Source organism: Parafilimonas sp., from assembly GCF_051953455.1.
GTDB lineage: Bacteria > Bacteroidota > Bacteroidia > Chitinophagales > Chitinophagaceae > Parafilimonas.
In genome coordinates, this window is record NZ_JBQCIT010000009.1 from 36616 (window position 1) to 51508 (window position 14893).

The 14893-nt window shown below is 45.8% G+C and carries 15 protein-coding genes; 6 read left to right on the plus strand and 9 right to left on the minus strand.

The features are described from left to right. Window positions 1-38: 38 nt before the first annotated feature. Both ACTHN6_RS03165 and ACTHN6_RS03170 read right to left on the minus strand, forming a co-directional pair. Window positions 39-941, minus strand: a complete 903-nt coding sequence (locus ACTHN6_RS03165; protein ID WP_440434260.1) for a bifunctional 5,10-methylenetetrahydrofolate dehydrogenase/5,10-methenyltetrahydrofolate cyclohydrolase — start codon at window positions 939-941, stop codon at window positions 39-41. A gap of 94 nt (window positions 942-1035) precedes the next feature. Next, window positions 1036-1395, minus strand: a complete 360-nt coding sequence (locus ACTHN6_RS03170) for a winged helix-turn-helix transcriptional regulator (RefSeq protein WP_440434261.1) — start codon at window positions 1393-1395, stop codon at window positions 1036-1038. Between the two features lie 125 nt (window positions 1396-1520). Here ACTHN6_RS03170 and ACTHN6_RS03175 point away from each other — a divergent pair, with 125 nt between their 5' ends. After that, the gene (locus ACTHN6_RS03175; RefSeq protein ID WP_440434262.1) at window positions 1521-1892 is read left to right on the plus strand and encodes a DoxX family protein; all 372 of its coding nucleotides are present in this window, start codon (window positions 1521-1523) and stop codon (window positions 1890-1892) included. Window positions 1893-2033: 141 nt separating this feature from the next. Here ACTHN6_RS03175 and ACTHN6_RS03180 read toward each other — a convergent pair whose 3' ends face one another. Further along, a complete protein-coding gene (locus tag ACTHN6_RS03180; RefSeq protein ID WP_440434354.1) occupies window positions 2034-2309 on the minus strand; it encodes a CPBP family intramembrane glutamic endopeptidase in 276 nt (91 codons plus the stop codon). A gap of 678 nt (window positions 2310-2987) precedes the next feature. On the opposite strand from ACTHN6_RS03180, the gene ACTHN6_RS03185 reads away from it, so the two are divergent. From ACTHN6_RS03185 to ACTHN6_RS03200, 4 genes are all read left to right on the plus strand, one after another. Next, window positions 2988-4229 carry a multidrug effflux MFS transporter gene (locus ACTHN6_RS03185; RefSeq protein WP_440434263.1) on the plus strand — a complete coding sequence of 414 codons (1242 nt, stop codon included), beginning with the start codon at window positions 2988-2990 and terminating at the stop codon, window positions 4227-4229. A 217-nt stretch (window positions 4230-4446) separates the two neighbouring features. After that, entirely contained in the window at window positions 4447-5409 is a 963-nt protein-coding gene (locus ACTHN6_RS03190; RefSeq protein ID WP_440434264.1) for an aldo/keto reductase, read from the plus strand. A gap of 138 nt (window positions 5410-5547) precedes the next feature. Further along, window positions 5548-6363, plus strand: coding sequence for a helix-turn-helix domain-containing protein (locus tag ACTHN6_RS03195; protein ID WP_440434265.1), 816 nt, complete (start codon window positions 5548-5550; stop codon window positions 6361-6363). Between the two features lie 251 nt (window positions 6364-6614). Further along, window positions 6615-7151: an ORF6N domain-containing protein gene (locus ACTHN6_RS03200; protein WP_440434266.1), complete on the plus strand. Its 537-nt coding sequence runs from the start codon at window positions 6615-6617 to the stop codon at window positions 7149-7151. A 199-nt stretch (window positions 7152-7350) separates the two neighbouring features. Here the strand turns inward: ACTHN6_RS03200 and ACTHN6_RS03205 are convergent, their stop codons facing one another. Next, a complete protein-coding gene (locus tag ACTHN6_RS03205; RefSeq protein WP_440434267.1) occupies window positions 7351-7593 on the minus strand; it encodes a hypothetical protein in 243 nt (80 codons plus the stop codon). Between the two features lie 10 nt (window positions 7594-7603). After that, window positions 7604-8359: a hypothetical protein gene (locus ACTHN6_RS03210; protein WP_440434268.1), complete on the minus strand. Its 756-nt coding sequence runs from the start codon at window positions 8357-8359 to the stop codon at window positions 7604-7606. 422 nt (window positions 8360-8781) lie between these two features. Here ACTHN6_RS03210 and ACTHN6_RS03215 point away from each other — a divergent pair, with 422 nt between their 5' ends. Further along, window positions 8782-11676, plus strand: a complete 2895-nt coding sequence (locus ACTHN6_RS03215; protein WP_440434269.1) for a T9SS type B sorting domain-containing protein — start codon at window positions 8782-8784, stop codon at window positions 11674-11676. 55 nt (window positions 11677-11731) lie between these two features. Here ACTHN6_RS03215 and ACTHN6_RS03220 read toward each other — a convergent pair whose 3' ends face one another. The 4 genes from ACTHN6_RS03220 to ACTHN6_RS03235 are packed head-to-tail and all read right to left on the minus strand — an operon-like array spanning window position 11732 to window position 14890. Further along, on the minus strand, window positions 11732-12811 hold the full coding sequence (locus tag ACTHN6_RS03220; protein WP_440434270.1) for a hypothetical protein: 1080 nt from the start codon (window positions 12809-12811) through the stop codon (window positions 11732-11734). A gap of 45 nt (window positions 12812-12856) precedes the next feature. Further along, window positions 12857-13537 carry a response regulator gene (locus ACTHN6_RS03225; protein ID WP_440434271.1) on the minus strand — a complete coding sequence of 227 codons (681 nt, stop codon included), beginning with the start codon at window positions 13535-13537 and terminating at the stop codon, window positions 12857-12859. Continuing rightward, on the minus strand, window positions 13524-14279 hold the full coding sequence (locus tag ACTHN6_RS03230) for a sensor histidine kinase (RefSeq protein WP_440434272.1): 756 nt from the start codon (window positions 14277-14279) through the stop codon (window positions 13524-13526). The genes ACTHN6_RS03225 and ACTHN6_RS03230 overlap by 14 nt, the downstream gene beginning before the upstream one ends. Next, window positions 14240-14890, minus strand: a complete 651-nt coding sequence (locus ACTHN6_RS03235; protein WP_440434273.1) for a hypothetical protein — start codon at window positions 14888-14890, stop codon at window positions 14240-14242. The genes ACTHN6_RS03230 and ACTHN6_RS03235 overlap by 40 nt, the downstream gene beginning before the upstream one ends. Between the last annotated feature and the right edge of the window lie 3 nt (window positions 14891-14893).

A 14893-nucleotide genomic window follows, 5' to 3' on the forward strand; every position in this document is an offset into this window, starting at 1 on the left:
TTTCACCGTTTAAAACAGGTTTATATGTGGTTTGAAAACTATTCACTAAAAATGGATTCGCTTAAACCATGCCGTTTTAAATAGGCGGTCATGGTATTTTTTAATAAGGCAGCAATGGTCATTAAGCCCACCCCGCCCGGAACCGGTGTTATGTAAGATGTTTTTGCGGCAACCTCATCAAAACTTACATCGCCCTTTATGCGGAAGCCTTTTTTGGCTGAGGGATCTTCCACCCTTGTAATGCCCACATCAATTACCACGGCGCCTTCCTTTACCATATCAGCTTTTACAAAACCCGGTTTACCGAGGGCGGCCACCAGGATATCGGCCTGCAAACTTAGTTCTTTTAAAATGGGTGTGTGGGAATGGCAGATGGTTACCGTGGCATTGCCATAAGGCTGGTTGCTACTTAAAAGAATGCTCACCGGCCGGCCCACGATATTGCTGCGGCCAATAACCACGGCATGTTTTCCCTTGGCGCTTATGCCAAAATGCTGCATGAGCAGGATGATGCCATAAGGCGTTGCAGGAATAAAGGTAGGCGTGCCCTGGGCCAGTTTGCCAAGGTTTACCGGGTGAAAACCATCCACATCTTTGCCGGGCGTGATTGCATTAATCACCTTTTCCTCGCTGATATGCTTTGGAAGAGGAAGCTGTACCAGGATGCCGTCAACCGTATCGTCATTATTCAGTTCTTCCAGCTTTTGCAGTAAAACGTCTTCCGGCACAGATGTCTCAAATCGTATGAGAGAAGATATGAAACCAATTTCTTCACAGTTTTTTATTTTGCTCGCCACATAGGTTTCACTGGCGCCGTTATTGCCAATTAGTATGGCTACCAGGTGTGGGGCACGCATGTTTTTTTGAGTGAGTACGCTTACCTGTTTCTGTAAACCAGCTTTAATGGCTGCGGCTGCGGGCTTGCCCTCGAGTAGTATCATGCTGCAAAAATATTCAATTGCAGGATAACCGGTATGAATTTAAGAAGCTTATAAGCTTACAGGTTAACGGGTATGGGTATCAGCGGCTGTTTCATTATTTCCCGATTATCTTTCTTCTGTGCATCATTCCCCAGTCTCTTAATTCCGCGATTACTTTCTGAAGCGTCTTTCCATGCGCTGTAACAGAGTATTCAACTGCCGGCGGAAAACTGTCATAAACTTCCCGCTTTACCAACTGGTTTACTTCCAGGTCCTTTAATTCCTTGGAAAGCATCTTATCTGTTATGCCGTTTACCTCTTTGGCAATTTGTTTAAAACGCTTTTTGCCTGCAAGGAGCGAAATCAGGATGGGCAGCTTCCATTTACCGTTCAAAATTTCCAAAGCGTCCGCAACGGCGCGGATAGTGGCCATGCAGGTTTGATGATCGTGCGCTTCTGCTTTCTTTTTTGTCATTGTATTGGTGGCTATACTATATTATGGTATAGTGCTATACATCAGGATAGTACTATACTTTGGAAAGCAAATGTAGATAGGTTTGCATCGTCAAACAAATTTTTGTAAAAAGCTAAAAAATTAAAATGGACTACAAAATAATCTGGGTTTTTCAAATTCTCCTGGCATTATGGTTTATGATGCCTGCCTACATGAAACTCACCATTTCAAAAGAAAAGATGATAGCGGCAAAACAATTGCCACCCGATGGAAACCCGGTTCCAATCAGGGTTCTGGGTTTTCTGGAATTATTAGGAATTGTTGGCATTATTGTTCCTCGTCTTACAGGCCTGCTCCCTGTTTTAACCCCAATTACAGCAGTGTGCTTTGCCATAGTAATGATTGGCGCATTTATAATTCATTTCAATAAGCAGGAGTATAAGGTATTGCCAATGATTGTTATTGCATTTGTTTTGTCGTTGGTTGTTGCCTGGGTCCTGTTTTCTGAAAAGAGCTGATTACGGTCATGAATATAAATCCAATATTATAGCTGTGACTATTCTCAGATGGCGAAATGCTGGTTTATTAAATTAGATAAGAGAAACTTCCCGAAAGGAGAGCGTTAAGTTTTATGAAACCCGTTGCAGGCGCAGTTGTTCTTAGTTGTTTAGCCTGCTTAAATAAATCATCGTCAAAGCTATCGTATCATAGAAAGCGTGGGATACAACAGGATACCACAGGTTTCCATTGTATTGTTTAAGCAGGCGTGTCCGGTAGAAACCACCAGGCGCAGCAGGTATTACACCAAAAATACCTTGTTGCCAATGATATAAACCAAATAGTAAACTTGTAAAAACCCCTGCTATCCGGAAGGAAGGCTTATACTTTGAAAACCATTTTTGTATAATCCTTTGAATAAAACCCCTGAAAACGATTTCTTCATAAACCTCCCACTATCCAGGCTGCTGTGGTTATAATAAGCAGGTTCCTGATATTGTTTTTTATAAAATCATATTCCGTATAGGCACGGATATAATTTTTAAAGAAATGATTGATAAAAGGAAAGTAAAGAAATTTGATAAAGGCCATCCAAAGCATTGCTGAAAGAAGTCCAACGATAAAAGTGTGAACTGATAAACCTTTGCGTTTAAGCCCAAGGTCAGCAAGTTTTTTATTTTGACTTATATAACAGTATTAACGCAAAGCAAACAACAGCATAAGAATAAAACGGCAGGGCCACAAAATGCGGGAACAAAATAAGGAAGGCGATTACAAGGCTATCTGCTATTGTTCTTAAATAACCTGTTTTGTGCATGGCGTGGTTTTTCAATATGCAATGAGAGTCAGTAAAAACCCGTGGTTGCAGTTCAAATATACACCGGGGTAAGCTATTTATAATTATCTTGCCGCGTTATAACCTCAAACGCCTTAAGCTCCCCATAAGGATTGCGATACAGGCTCTCTTGTTAAAGGGTGATTTTTAATGACAAGGTTTACGGCGCCCGCTGTCAATGATATTACCGGCCGGCTGTAATACATCTGTACCTGCATTTTTTATTATTGCTTATGTTTATCATTTTTAAAAAAAATAAAGCTTTTAATTAATATAGTACATGATACCTGCTGACAACCGTAGTAAATTACAGGAATTCTTCCTCATTTTTATAATTGGCTTATTGAATACCATCGGGCCTTTTTCCATTGACATGTACCTGCCTGCATTTCCCGAAATAGCCGGTGAACTGCATACCAACATTCAAACCATTTCCCTGTCTGTGTCCACCTATTTCCTTGGGTTTGCAGCAGGGCAGATATTGTATGGGCCGCTGCTCGACAGGTTTGGCCGGAAAAAACCTTTATACATTGGCCTTGCCGCTTACATCATTACAACGGTTGCCTGCGGCTTATCCGGCTCCGTTGCCGTGTTTCTCAGCATGCGTTTCCTGCAGGCATTAAGCGGCAGTGTGGGCGCGGTGGCGGCACTGGCCATGGTGCGTGATTTTTACCCGCCCGGAAAAAGCGCCTCTATCATCTCATTCCTTATTCTGATCATAAGCCTGTCGCCTATGCTGGCACCCAGCGCCGGAAGTTTTGTGGCAGCCGCTTTTGGATGGCGCTCCATTTTTATTACCCTGGCATCCATTGCATTCATTGTTATGCTCCTCGTATTCATCTTTCTTCCACAGTCAAGACCGCCGGATGTTTCCATATCGCTCCGGCCAAAACCGATTATCATCAATTTTAAAAACATTTTATCGCGGCCGCAGTTTTATGTTTATACCCTGGCCGGAACATTTTCCTTTGCGGCTTTATTTGTATATGTGGCCGGTTCGCCCGGCATCTTTATGGATGGCTTTAAGGTAAGCGCAAAAATATACGGCGGCATCTTTGCTTTATTGTCGGTAGGTTTTATTGGCGCCAGCCAGCTCAACCATGCATTAACCCGGCGGTATAAAAGCCAGAAGATTTTCAGGGCGGTTATCGTTGTACAAATTATGACGGCTGCCCTGTTTTTTATTGGGGTTATCAATAACTGGTATGGCCTTGCGGCAACACTTGTATTCCTGTTTATCATTTTAGGCTGTGCAGGGCTAAGTTATCCGAATGCGGCTGCGGTGGCACTGGCGCCGTTTGCAGACAATGCAGGCAGTGCTTCGGCTTTGCTTGGGTTTATACAAATGGGCATTGGCGGGCTGTTATCCTCTGCTGTGGGGCTTATAAAAATAAAAGGCAGCTTCCCTGCATCACTGCTCATCCTTATTACTTCGGTTATTGCAGCCGTTATTTTACTGGCAACAGCAGGCCGCGTAAGCAATACCGTGGAAGCTGAAGCGGATGCCAATGTTTTTCACTGAACAGGAAAGCTGCAAGGTATGAGCCGCAAGCGGCAAGCTGTGAGCTTCGGGCTTTGAGCGGTGAGCGTTGGACAATTCTAACAAGTGTTTGATAATACGGCGGCGTGGCGGAAGCTATGCCGGGCGAGCCATACAGGCAAGTAAATTGAGCTGTACAGGCAAAGGGAATGCCGGGTTGTGCAGCATCTTTGCAGCTCATTAAATAACAACAATTAAAATGACAAAAGTAAACCTTGGCCATAATGGCCCGCTGGTATCTAAACTGGGACTTGGCTGCATGCGCATGTCGCCTGTTTGGGGTGGCCCGGCAAGAGATGAAAGTGAAAGCATTGCTACTATACAGGCAGCGCTGGATAATGGCATTAACTTCCTGAACACCGGCGATTTTTATGGCGCCGGCCATAATGAATTACTCGTGGGCAAGGCCATCAAAGGCAGGCGGGATGATGCATTCATCAGTGTAAAATTCGGCGCCATATTTTACAAGGGCCAATTGCTTGGCCTCGACCTTCGCCCCACTTCCATCAAAAACTTCATCAATTATTCCCTCGTGCGCCTGGGCACAGATACCATTGACCTCTACCAGCCCTGCAGGCTCGACGGCAGCGTACCCACAGAAGACGTTATCGGCACCATTGCAGACCTTATTCAGGAAGGTAAGGTAAGGTACCTTGGCGTATCTGAAATAACGGCGGAGCAACTGCGTGCAGCCAACAGCATTTACCCGGTAACGGCGCTGGAAATTGGTTATTCGCTGGCCGACCGGCAGATAGAGGCCAACCTGTTGCCGGCCGCAAAAGAGCTGGGTATAGGCGTGGTGGCTTTTGCCAACACGGCCGAAGGGTTGCTTACCGGTAATATAAAGCCGCCCCTCGCCGCCGGTGATTACCGGTATCATTTTACGCGTTTCCAGGGAGAGAACTTTATAAAGAACCTGGAAAAGGTGGAAGTGTTAAAGCAAATGGCAGCAACCAAAGACTGTACGCCGGCACAACTGGCTATTGCCTGGGTGAATGCGCAGGATGAACACATAATGCCGCTGGTGAGCATGAGCAGCAGGCAAAGACTGCCGGAGAACATGCAGGCCATGGCCATGCATTTTACACCTGCCGAAATGCAAACACTCAATACCACGTTTGCACCCGGGGCCATACTGGGCAGCACTTACCTGCAACGGTAACTAAACCAATAAAGCATGCCTGCGGAGCGCCGCCCGCATGTAACGATGGAACAGGCCCCGCCTGTTCGTAACCGCATATACACAATTTTTATACACACAGTTCACGCTGCCGGCGGGTTCATATAATATCTTTACACAGTGACAAATCCTGCAGAAATAATACCGGGCGTTATTTTTTATGCTTACCTGTCGGCTACCAGGAAAGATAAGGTGGGCTTCCTGAAACATAATACCCTGGTGCTCCAGGTGTCGGGTCATTTCAGGCTGGAAACGGCAGCCGGGGAAATTTCCATGACAAAAGGGCAAATGCTGCTGATTGGTAAAAACCAGTTAGGCACCATTACCAAAACCCCGCTGCCGGGCGAAGAAATGTATGAAACCATCGTTATTTCTTTACAGGAACACCTGTTGCGGGAGATTGCCCTCGAAGAACATATTGAAATCAAACAAAAATATACCGGCCCGCTGAACGTACTCCTTCCGCCCGGAGATTTTCTCAAAGGGTATTTTCAGTCTATTGTGCCGTATGTGCGCAACCCGCAGGCGGATATATCCGCCGGTATGGGCCTGCTGAAAGTTAAGGAGGCGGTAAAGCTTATACTGCAGGCGATGCCGCAGCTCGAAAGCCTCCTGTTTGACTTTTCAGAACCCCATAAAACCGACCTGCAGGCGTTCATGCTCAGCCACTTTCATTATAACCTCCCTGTTGAAAAGTTTGCACAGCTTACAGGCAGGAGCCTGGCCGGGTTTAAACGGGATTTTCAAAAAACATTCGATATGCCACCAAGGCACTGGCTGCAGGAGAAAAGGTTATCGGAAGCCCGCCGCCTGATTGAAAAAGGCAAACAGAAACCCTCTGCCATCTATCTTGACCTGGGTTTTGAAAGCCTTGCACATTTCTCCCGTTCCTTTAAAAAGAAGTATGGCAAGGCGCCAACCGAATGGCTGGATTAAGGAGATGCTCATAAAGTTTTAAAGCGGGACTGTGGGCAGATGACAGAAGAAAGGTCAACACACAACAGGCCATAAACAATGGCGGGTGAAGAAGGCTGCAAGCTGCAAGCCTCAAGCTTCGAGCTTTGAGCTGTGAGCAGACCATTGGGGAAGATTTAAAACCAGAGCTCTGCTCCAGCTCATAGTTCCTGCCATGGTTTTCTTTTTAAATTCCCTGTAACAATCTTATCTTCCCTGTTCAATCTTAAGCTATGCCAAAAATTGCTAAAACGCCTGCCGTTCAGGATGAGCTTATTATGTGCAAAATCTATTTGCTCCGCAGCCAGAAAATAATGCTTGACCGCGACCTCGCTGCCCTGTATGGTGTAAAACCCATACGCCTGCGGGAGCAGGTGAAAAGAAACAACGGCCGTTTCCCGGCAAACTTTATGTTTCAGCTTACGGAAGAGGAGGTGGAAACCATGGTATCGCAAAATGCGATACCATCCCGCCGGCACCTGGGTGGCGCACTGCCGTATGCCTTCACGGAACATGGTGTGCTGATGCTGGCCAATGTACTGAAAACCCAGGCAGCCATGAATGTGAGCATACGCATTATTGAAATATTTGTGAAGATGCGCGACATGCTCTCCACCCATAAAGATATGCTCCTCCAGCTTGAAAAAATAGAGCGCCAGCTCACCCGCCACGACGATGATATCGCCCTCATCTTCGATCATCTTAAAGAACTGCTTAATCCGCCGCAGCCGCCCCGCCGGCAGATCGGGTTTAAACAGCAGGGGGAGTAAACGGAACGGGTATGAGGTATGAGGTGCCAGCCATGAGTTGTGGGCTTTGAGCCACGAGTGGGGGCGTTAGTTGTTTTAGGAGAAGGATTTAAGCCAGCAATTGATAATGCAGATGTGGCCGTGGAGGCTACGCTAAGCGAGGGGCGTTTTTCTGTTTTAAGTTGCAAGGCACAAGTAGCTATGTTCAAAGCTATGCTACTTATACCTGCGCCAGCAAGGGGATATTAAAATGAGGCTGTTCTGTTTCCTGAAAACAGCCTCTTTGATAAAGAGCTATCGCTTTCGGCCGGCCCACCGGGCCAGTAATGCCGACACCGAAAAGCTCACCACCGTACCAATAATTCCTAAAACAATCGTTTTTGCAATATCCTGACTGCTGATGCCGATGAAGCTTAATACAATACCGCCCAATGCCGGGTAGCCGGTTTTTAAACTGTTCCATGGTATTTATTTTATGGTGTGCTGATATCGATTATTGCGCAGGCATTATAAGCGCCATTATTAAGCGGGTAATCGTCTGCATTTACCCGGATGAAAAACTGTACCTGCAATAAAACAAACACCGGTAACACGGATGCTGCCGGCAGAGACAGCGTTAATGTTAATGCCGTTGTGGCTACATTATCCCAGGGTAAAACAGAAGATGCTGTGGATAGCGCCATATTTTTTGTAATGGTGAAATCAAGCGGCGCCGCTGCCAGCTGCAACTGGTAATGCGTGGCACCCTGTGGCGCCACAATACCCTGCGCCGGAATAAAGGAAGGCAGGTTGAGGGTGAGATCGCCGGAAGTTCTTGTATAAACGATATCGTAAGGGCTTATTAAGGTGGTGCTCAGAATGCCCTTGTTATTGAAATCGAAACCGCTGAGCAATGCTATATTGCCATTGGTTACGGAACGCTGACCTCTTTTACCGACCGTATCAGATTGAATTACCTTAAGCATTTGTGCTGCCAGGCGGCTTACCATACGGTTGTCTGCAGATTGCTGCAACACGCTGTTGAATGCGGTACGCAGTATTTTGCCTGCCTTGCCCGCCCTGCCAAATTCGGCCATGTTTTCGCGGGTACGCTGGAATTTGGGATCGGAGAGGATCTTTGACCTTGATACCTCACTTTTGGTTTTTACCATAAAGCCATCCTGTGATTTAAAGAAAGTAAGATTGCCGATGGTGCCCTGGATGGGTGAAGGGCCTTTTTGCTTTGCCATGATTTAAAATTTTAAATGTGATTTAATACAATTGAATGATTGCCTGCATGCCTGGCAACCGGGTGCAACTTACTGCAGCCCGGCAGGCGAAAAGGGTAGCAGGGGTAGCGGTATCCTGTGTAAGAGATTGATTATTAAAGAGTGGGGAGTTAATCATAGATGGCGGATGACGCGAGAAAGATGATAGTTGACAGATAACAGGGAGAGATGACGGGAGGAAATGAGAGCGGTCCGCGCCGTTCATTGCTTTGTGGGTGACCTCCCGAAAATGTTTCGGGCGTGGCCTGTTTTAAATTATTGTTCCGGGAGATTGTGTGTATATATTTGCCAAACAAATTACTAACTGTATAAGTTATTTAATGCTGCCGGTACAGGGTGTTTGCTTACCGGAATCAGAATAATTTATTCCACAGCTTTTTTATATGCGCCTCACAACCCTCGTTATTCTTTTTTTACTTATATGCCTCCGCAGTACAGGACAGGTAAGCTGTCCGCCGGTAAAATATTACCAGTCAAGCTTTTTGCACGAAGGAAACAATGGTGCTGCACAATTGTTGTTGCTGCCCGGAGGAAGTATTATGATTATGAGCAAGACCAATTACGGCAGCACTTTACTTAAACTGAACAGCAATGGCGATACTGTATGGAATAAAGTATATAAAACGCCGGATACTGATGGCAACAGTATCTGTAAAGTCATGCTTAATCAAAAAAATGAAATTATTGCTTTAATGAACGAAAGCCTTATGAAGCTTGACACAGGCGGCAATATTTTATCATCCAGGCTTATAAAGGTGGATAATTTTTTCCCCCGTGATATGGCATTGCTGGCAAACAATGATATCGTGGTATTCTTCAGTGAAGGATTTGATAACGGGTTGCTGGCAAGGTACAGCAGCGATTTCTCCAGCGTGACATGGGCCCAACAAATCAACCTCTCCAATGCCTATTTTTCAAACATTGTTACAGACGATAATGCTATCATTCTTTCCGGCAGTTTCAGCCCTGAATATATCTTCAGCAACAATCCATTTATCTGCCGTATTGATGCTGCTACCGGCAACCTTCTGCAATTAAGATGTTATACAACCAAAGAAACTGAGAGTACTATTACCAAACTTTATAAATGCGGCAACGGTTATATTGCGCTTGGTTACCTGAATTATGCTGATCCTGATGCCGGAAGAAATGTATATATGCGGTTTGATAAGGAACTTAACCTGCTGGTAACAAAAAGAATAAAAGGCTATCAGGTAGGTATCTGGAATTATAGTTTTGTTTTATCGCCCCATGAAGACGGCTCATTTTATATTGCCGCCGGCCTTTCCTTTGACCTCAGCCTTGGCCTGGTGGATAAAGATGATACTATATTATGGATGAAGGATATGCCCAATCTTTATGACGGACCATCGGATATAAAGGAAGATAATGACGGCGTATACATAACCGGCGCTTCTAATTTTACCGGCGTTGCCACAAACACTGACTATGGTCAAATATTTATTGAGAAATGCGACCTGAACGGTAACCAGCATTGCGAACGCCAGCCGTTAAAACAGCTAAAAACTTCAGATTATGTTTTTAAGGAAAAGAAAAATAATGTTTATTCCATAATACCGGTAACTGCCACTACGGGCCCATGCGTTACCACTATTGAAAGATTCCCGCCGGAAGTGAATAAAACCTGTGAAAGCACAGCCACCTGCAACAGTGTTTTGCTTACCGGGGACACCATTGTATGCAATAACCATCCGGTGAAGTTTACAGGACATAAAAATAAAGAATGCAGCAGCCGGCTAAACTGGTCCGTATCGCCACACGGGGATAATGCCATCAGTATTGTAAATGATAGTGTTGCCGCTATAACATTCACCAAAAGCGGAAATTATGTGGTTTATACTTCCATTGCCACGGGCTGCGGCGAATTAAAAGACAGCCTGGCTGTTCATGTAAATATCAGGGCCGCACTTAACATTGGCGATGATGCTTTTTTGTGCAATAACCAGCCGCTTACTGTTCACGCCGGTAGCCAATTTAAGGCCTATCAATGGCAAGACGGATCAACTGATTCAAATTATACGGTAACAAAGCCGGGCAGGTACTATGTTATGGTTACAGATTACTGTAATAACCAGTATGCTGATACGATAGGGGTATCTGCCAGCCCTGATTATAGTTTTTCTGCCGGCAGCGATACTTCGGTTTGCGAGGGCGATTCTTTGCAACTGGCAGCAGGCAACGGGCTAACCAGTTACAGGTGGACAATGCCCGGCAGCCCGGCGGTGCTTTCAACGCAAAACACGCTTACAGTGAAGCCAGCTGCAGGTTCGGTTTATTTTATCCAGGCGCTAACTCCTTACGGATGCCTGGTAAAAGATACCGTTGAAGTTGCCGTTAAAATGCCCTTACCATTATTCATTGGTAACGATACCAGTTTTTGCAATGGAGACAGCGTTATTCTTACGGTTAGCGGATTTGAATATTATAACTGGAATACCGGCAGCAGCGTCCCGGAGGTAGCGGTTACAAAGCCGGGCCTGTATATACTCAGGGCTACAGCACAAAACGGTTGTGTTTCCACAGACAGTTTACGGGTTACAGATGTTTTCGCACTCCCGGTATTAAACCTGCCGGAGAAAGCTGTTATTTGTTCGGGAGGGCAGCTAAAACTGGATGCAGGGCCGGGTTATACCTCCTATGGCTGGAATACCGGCAGTACAGCGCAGGCAATAATGGCAGATACGGTTGATATTTACCGGGTAATGGTAACAGACAATCATGGATGTTCCAATACAGATTCAACAGTCATTACAAAAATTGCCGCTTTGCCATCGGGTTTCCTGCAACCCGGCGTTGAAAAATGCAGCTATGATACGGTTTTACTGAAAAGTAATTATCCCTATAACAGTTATGCCTGGTCAACAGGCGCCGCCTCAGCTACAGTCAATGTGACGAATGCGGGCAGCTACTGGCTGGAAGTGACAGATGATAACGGGTGCATCAATAAGGAATACACCACAGTAACTGAAAAGCAATGTTACAATGCGCTGTACTTCCCGGCCGCATTTACGCCTAACAGCGACGGGCTTAATGATGTATTCAGACCAAAGGTTTACGGCAGCCTGCGCTATTACAGGCTGGCCATTTACAACCGTTTTGGCCAACTGGTGTTTTCGTCGGCCAATGCGGCCGGGGGTTGGGACGGGCTGGTAAAGGGGCAGCCCCAAAATACAGGTACCTATGTTTTTACCTGCAGCTACCAGTTGCAAACCGGTGAGCCGCTTACCATACGCGGCACCATATTGCTTTTACATTAGCAATAAACCGCCCTTTAAAAAAGGTATCCCCATGCAACATTACAAGTCATCCCTGCTAATATTTCCGCAGGAGATTGATCATATTAATGAGGTGATCTTTTACAATGTTTTTGGCAGCGAGGCCGGGTGTATAATAATTTACGCGCAGGCTTTCGGGTGAGATGGATGCGGTTCTGGCAGTGGAAACAATGGCTGCAACATTCTTTAATAAAGCCGACTGGTTTGTTTCACTGATGATCCGGGCATCTGTAAGCAGGCGGACGAAAAGCGCCAGTTGGGGAACTGACAGCGTGGTACTGAGCCTGCAAGCTGGCTGCTGTTTGCCGGCGCCACCGGCAGCAGGCGCGTGACTTAAATAAAAAGCATGTTGCCGCAGCAGGGTAAGCATTATTTGTTTTACCGGTTTTTCAGCAGGTACATAGGTATGGGCGGTTGCAGCCATCAGGCTGTATTTTGAAAGCTCGGCGGTAACCAGCCTTATTTTTGCCTCCTGTGTTTCACTGTTATCTATGGCCTGCTGCAGGTTTACACAAAGCCTGCTGATGAAGCCGGGAATATTAAAGTTTAAACACACCAGGAGGTTTTCGAGGCTGGCTGTGTCTGCCTCCGGCATACCGGGCAGTGCTGTTAAAAACCGGGACCACCAAAGCCACCGGTGATAAGGCCAGATCCTGGTGCTTTTGAGGTTTGTTATTTCGGGTTTAATTACGGCGTACAGGCCTGCCAGCTGCGTGTTTTGTTCCAGGCGTATTTCTGCTTCCAGCAAGGCCTTTGTGAGGGCTTTTACAGGTAAGAGATTAAGATGGTTGTGGTGATGATAACAATACCATTCAAGTGCATTATCGATCTTCTTCTGCAGCATTGTTGCCCTCGTTATAACCATACCCGGTTTGCCGCAGTAATTGCAGCATGCATGATGGCTGAGGTTATATACCAGCCCGGCCAATACCTCTGAGGTGTACAACAGGTTGTTTTTGACGGCCCGGGGGCTGATATTGGAAAAGGGTTGTTTGTCGAGGGCTGTTTCCAGCCGGTTCAAGGTGTGCAGGAATTCTGTTTGGGTAACGGGTATCAAGGTGTTTTTATGCAGTGCAAGCTCTGCCAGCACCACCAGTTTTTTCATTTCGGTTTGCATTTTCAGAATGGTTTGGGGTATTAGAAATATATTGCCGGAGCTGCGTTACCGGCTCCTGTTTTCTTCGCTGCAAATGCCATGCTTCATGGCATACAATACAATTCCTATAGTTGTTTTCACATCTAATTTCTGTAATATTTTGCTGCGGGTAACATCAACCACTTTCCTGCTTAAGAAGAGTTCCCTGGCAATTTCCTCACTGGTTAATTCGCGGCAAAGCCCGTTTATTATATTTATCTCCCTTTCATCAAAAACAGGCTCCGGGGCGGTCCTGGGATAAGGATTATGGCTGCTGCCGGAGATTTTCCGGGCCAGTGCCATGGTGGTGGTTCCGCAATAGTAAGGGCGTTGCCTGTACACCGTATGCACGGCTTCCACTATTTCACCTTTTGCTGCATTTTTTACGATATATCCCATAGCCCCTGCCTCCAGCGCTTCTATTATAAGCTGGTCGCTGTCGAAAACAGAAAGTACGATGCACTGTGTTGAGGCATTTGAAGCTTTAATTTCTTTTATAGCCTGCACGCCATCCATCCCCGGCATTTTAAGGTCGGTAAGCACCACGTCGGGTTTTAATTGCTCCACAAGCCGCACCAATTCTTTTCCACCGGCTGCCCCGCCCAGCAATTTAATACCGGGTTCCCTGTTTAATAAACCGGCGAGCCCCTCGAGGTATATATCCTGGTCGTCGGCAATTACTACGGTTATTTTATTACAGTTGTTCATGGTATTCTGGTATTTTAATTTCATAATCAACTCCTTTGCCCGGCCCGGCGGTTAAAAAAACAGCTGCATCCAGCAGGCCGGCCCTTGATATAATATTCTGCAGCCCCTGCCCCCTGCCTTGTTTCAACACTTTCCTTTGATTAAAACCGGTACCGTTGTCGGTTATGTGCAGGAGCAAAAAGCCATTATGCCTTTTCATTGTGAGGGTTATTAAAGTGGCATTTGCATGCTTAAGGCTGTTGGTTATAATTTCCTGTATAATGCGGTAGATGTGAATATCACGGCTGCTTCCGGGCAGGGGAATATCAAAGCTGGCATTTATTTTAATTTTGCCGGACTGCATGGTTTTAAACAGTTCGTCCAGTGCGGGTTTAAGGCCATTGCGCTGCAGCACCCCGGGCATGATATTGAAAGATATAGACCTGAGCCTCCGCATAGCCTCATCTACAAAGGCGCCCGACTGTTCGGCAATGGCCATATTTTCGTGCCGTTCGGGTTCAAGGCAATGCAGTTTCAGTTTTATGGCGGCAAGTGCAGAGCCAAGGTCATCGTGCAGGTCCCTGGCAATACGTGATCGTTCCTGTTCTATGGTGGCGATCTCAGCAGCAAGCCGGTTGCGGTAAAGGCTGGTTTTCTTACGCTGGAAACGAATAATGGTAACCAGGAAAAAAATCAGTATAACCGCCAATGCGGCAAGGCCGGTTAGTATGGCAGTGTAAACTCGAGTTTCGGGGGAATGCATAAAACGGCAATTGTGTATAAAATATTGGAAATAAAATTCGTAATAATAAGCACCATAAAAACATGCTGGGTAAAGCTGTTGCCCAGGTTGAGACCGAATGCAATAAATACCTCTACAAATGCCTTATAGCTGTAATAAGCCAAAAATGTAAAACAAATTAAAAATACCGGGTTTTTTAAAAGGCTTCTCCGCTCGTACACGATGAGTTTATTTACTTCATTTATGCTAAAAAAAATGATAATGAAGGAATAAAATATTCTGAATGCCCCATTACGGTTATCGAGGGGGTGCATTAGCAGGTTATCTGCGCTCCATACGATTAAGCCCAGTGCCGCAAAGGAGATGCAGGCTTTTATAGCTGCATTATTCCAGCGGCCAAACTGGTATAATACCAGCAAATACTCCAGCAGCACATAAATATTGGTGTTGATGGCCGTGGTTTTGAGGGTATAGGCAAAAACAAGACTAAGTGTATCGTTGAGCAGGCCAAGCCATAACAGCCATGTAAATGGCCGGAACACTTTTTCTATATAGTTCCACCTGTAAATAACGGCGCATACCGGCAGGAAAACCGAAAAGCTTAAAACAATGCTTATATTGAATATATTCATGGG

What these genes read in the sequence shown, in the direction of transcription:
- ACTHN6_RS03235 (WP_440434273.1), bottom strand. Translation starts at nt 14,890, where the DNA reads ATGAATATATTCAATATAAGCATTGTTTTAAGCTTTTCGGTTTTCCTG.
- ACTHN6_RS03175 (WP_440434262.1), top strand. Translation starts at nt 1,521, where the DNA reads ATGGACTACAAAATAATCTGGGTTTTTCAAATTCTCCTGGCATTATGG.
- ACTHN6_RS03170 (WP_440434261.1), bottom strand. Translation starts at nt 1,395, where the DNA reads ATGACAAAAAAGAAAGCAGAAGCGCACGATCATCAAACCTGCATGGCC.
- ACTHN6_RS03200 (WP_440434266.1), top strand. Translation starts at nt 6,615, where the DNA reads ATGCCAAAAATTGCTAAAACGCCTGCCGTTCAGGATGAGCTTATTATG.
- ACTHN6_RS03225 (WP_440434271.1), bottom strand. Translation starts at nt 13,537, where the DNA reads ATGAACAACTGTAATAAAATAACCGTAGTAATTGCCGACGACCAGGAT.
- ACTHN6_RS03185 (WP_440434263.1), top strand. Translation starts at nt 2,988, where the DNA reads ATGATACCTGCTGACAACCGTAGTAAATTACAGGAATTCTTCCTCATT.
- ACTHN6_RS03165 (WP_440434260.1), bottom strand. Translation starts at nt 941, where the DNA reads ATGATACTACTCGAGGGCAAGCCCGCAGCCGCAGCCATTAAAGCTGGT.
- ACTHN6_RS03190 (WP_440434264.1), top strand. Translation starts at nt 4,447, where the DNA reads ATGACAAAAGTAAACCTTGGCCATAATGGCCCGCTGGTATCTAAACTG.
- ACTHN6_RS03220 (WP_440434270.1), bottom strand. Translation starts at nt 12,811, where the DNA reads ATGCAAACCGAAATGAAAAAACTGGTGGTGCTGGCAGAGCTTGCACTG.
- ACTHN6_RS03210 (WP_440434268.1), bottom strand. Translation starts at nt 8,359, where the DNA reads ATGGCAAAGCAAAAAGGCCCTTCACCCATCCAGGGCACCATCGGCAAT.
- ACTHN6_RS03230 (WP_440434272.1), bottom strand. Translation starts at nt 14,279, where the DNA reads ATGCATTCCCCCGAAACTCGAGTTTACACTGCCATACTAACCGGCCTT.
- ACTHN6_RS03205 (WP_440434267.1), bottom strand. Translation starts at nt 7,593, where the DNA reads ATGGAACAGTTTAAAAACCGGCTACCCGGCATTGGGCGGTATTGTATT.
- ACTHN6_RS03215 (WP_440434269.1), top strand. Translation starts at nt 8,782, where the DNA reads ATGCGCCTCACAACCCTCGTTATTCTTTTTTTACTTATATGCCTCCGC.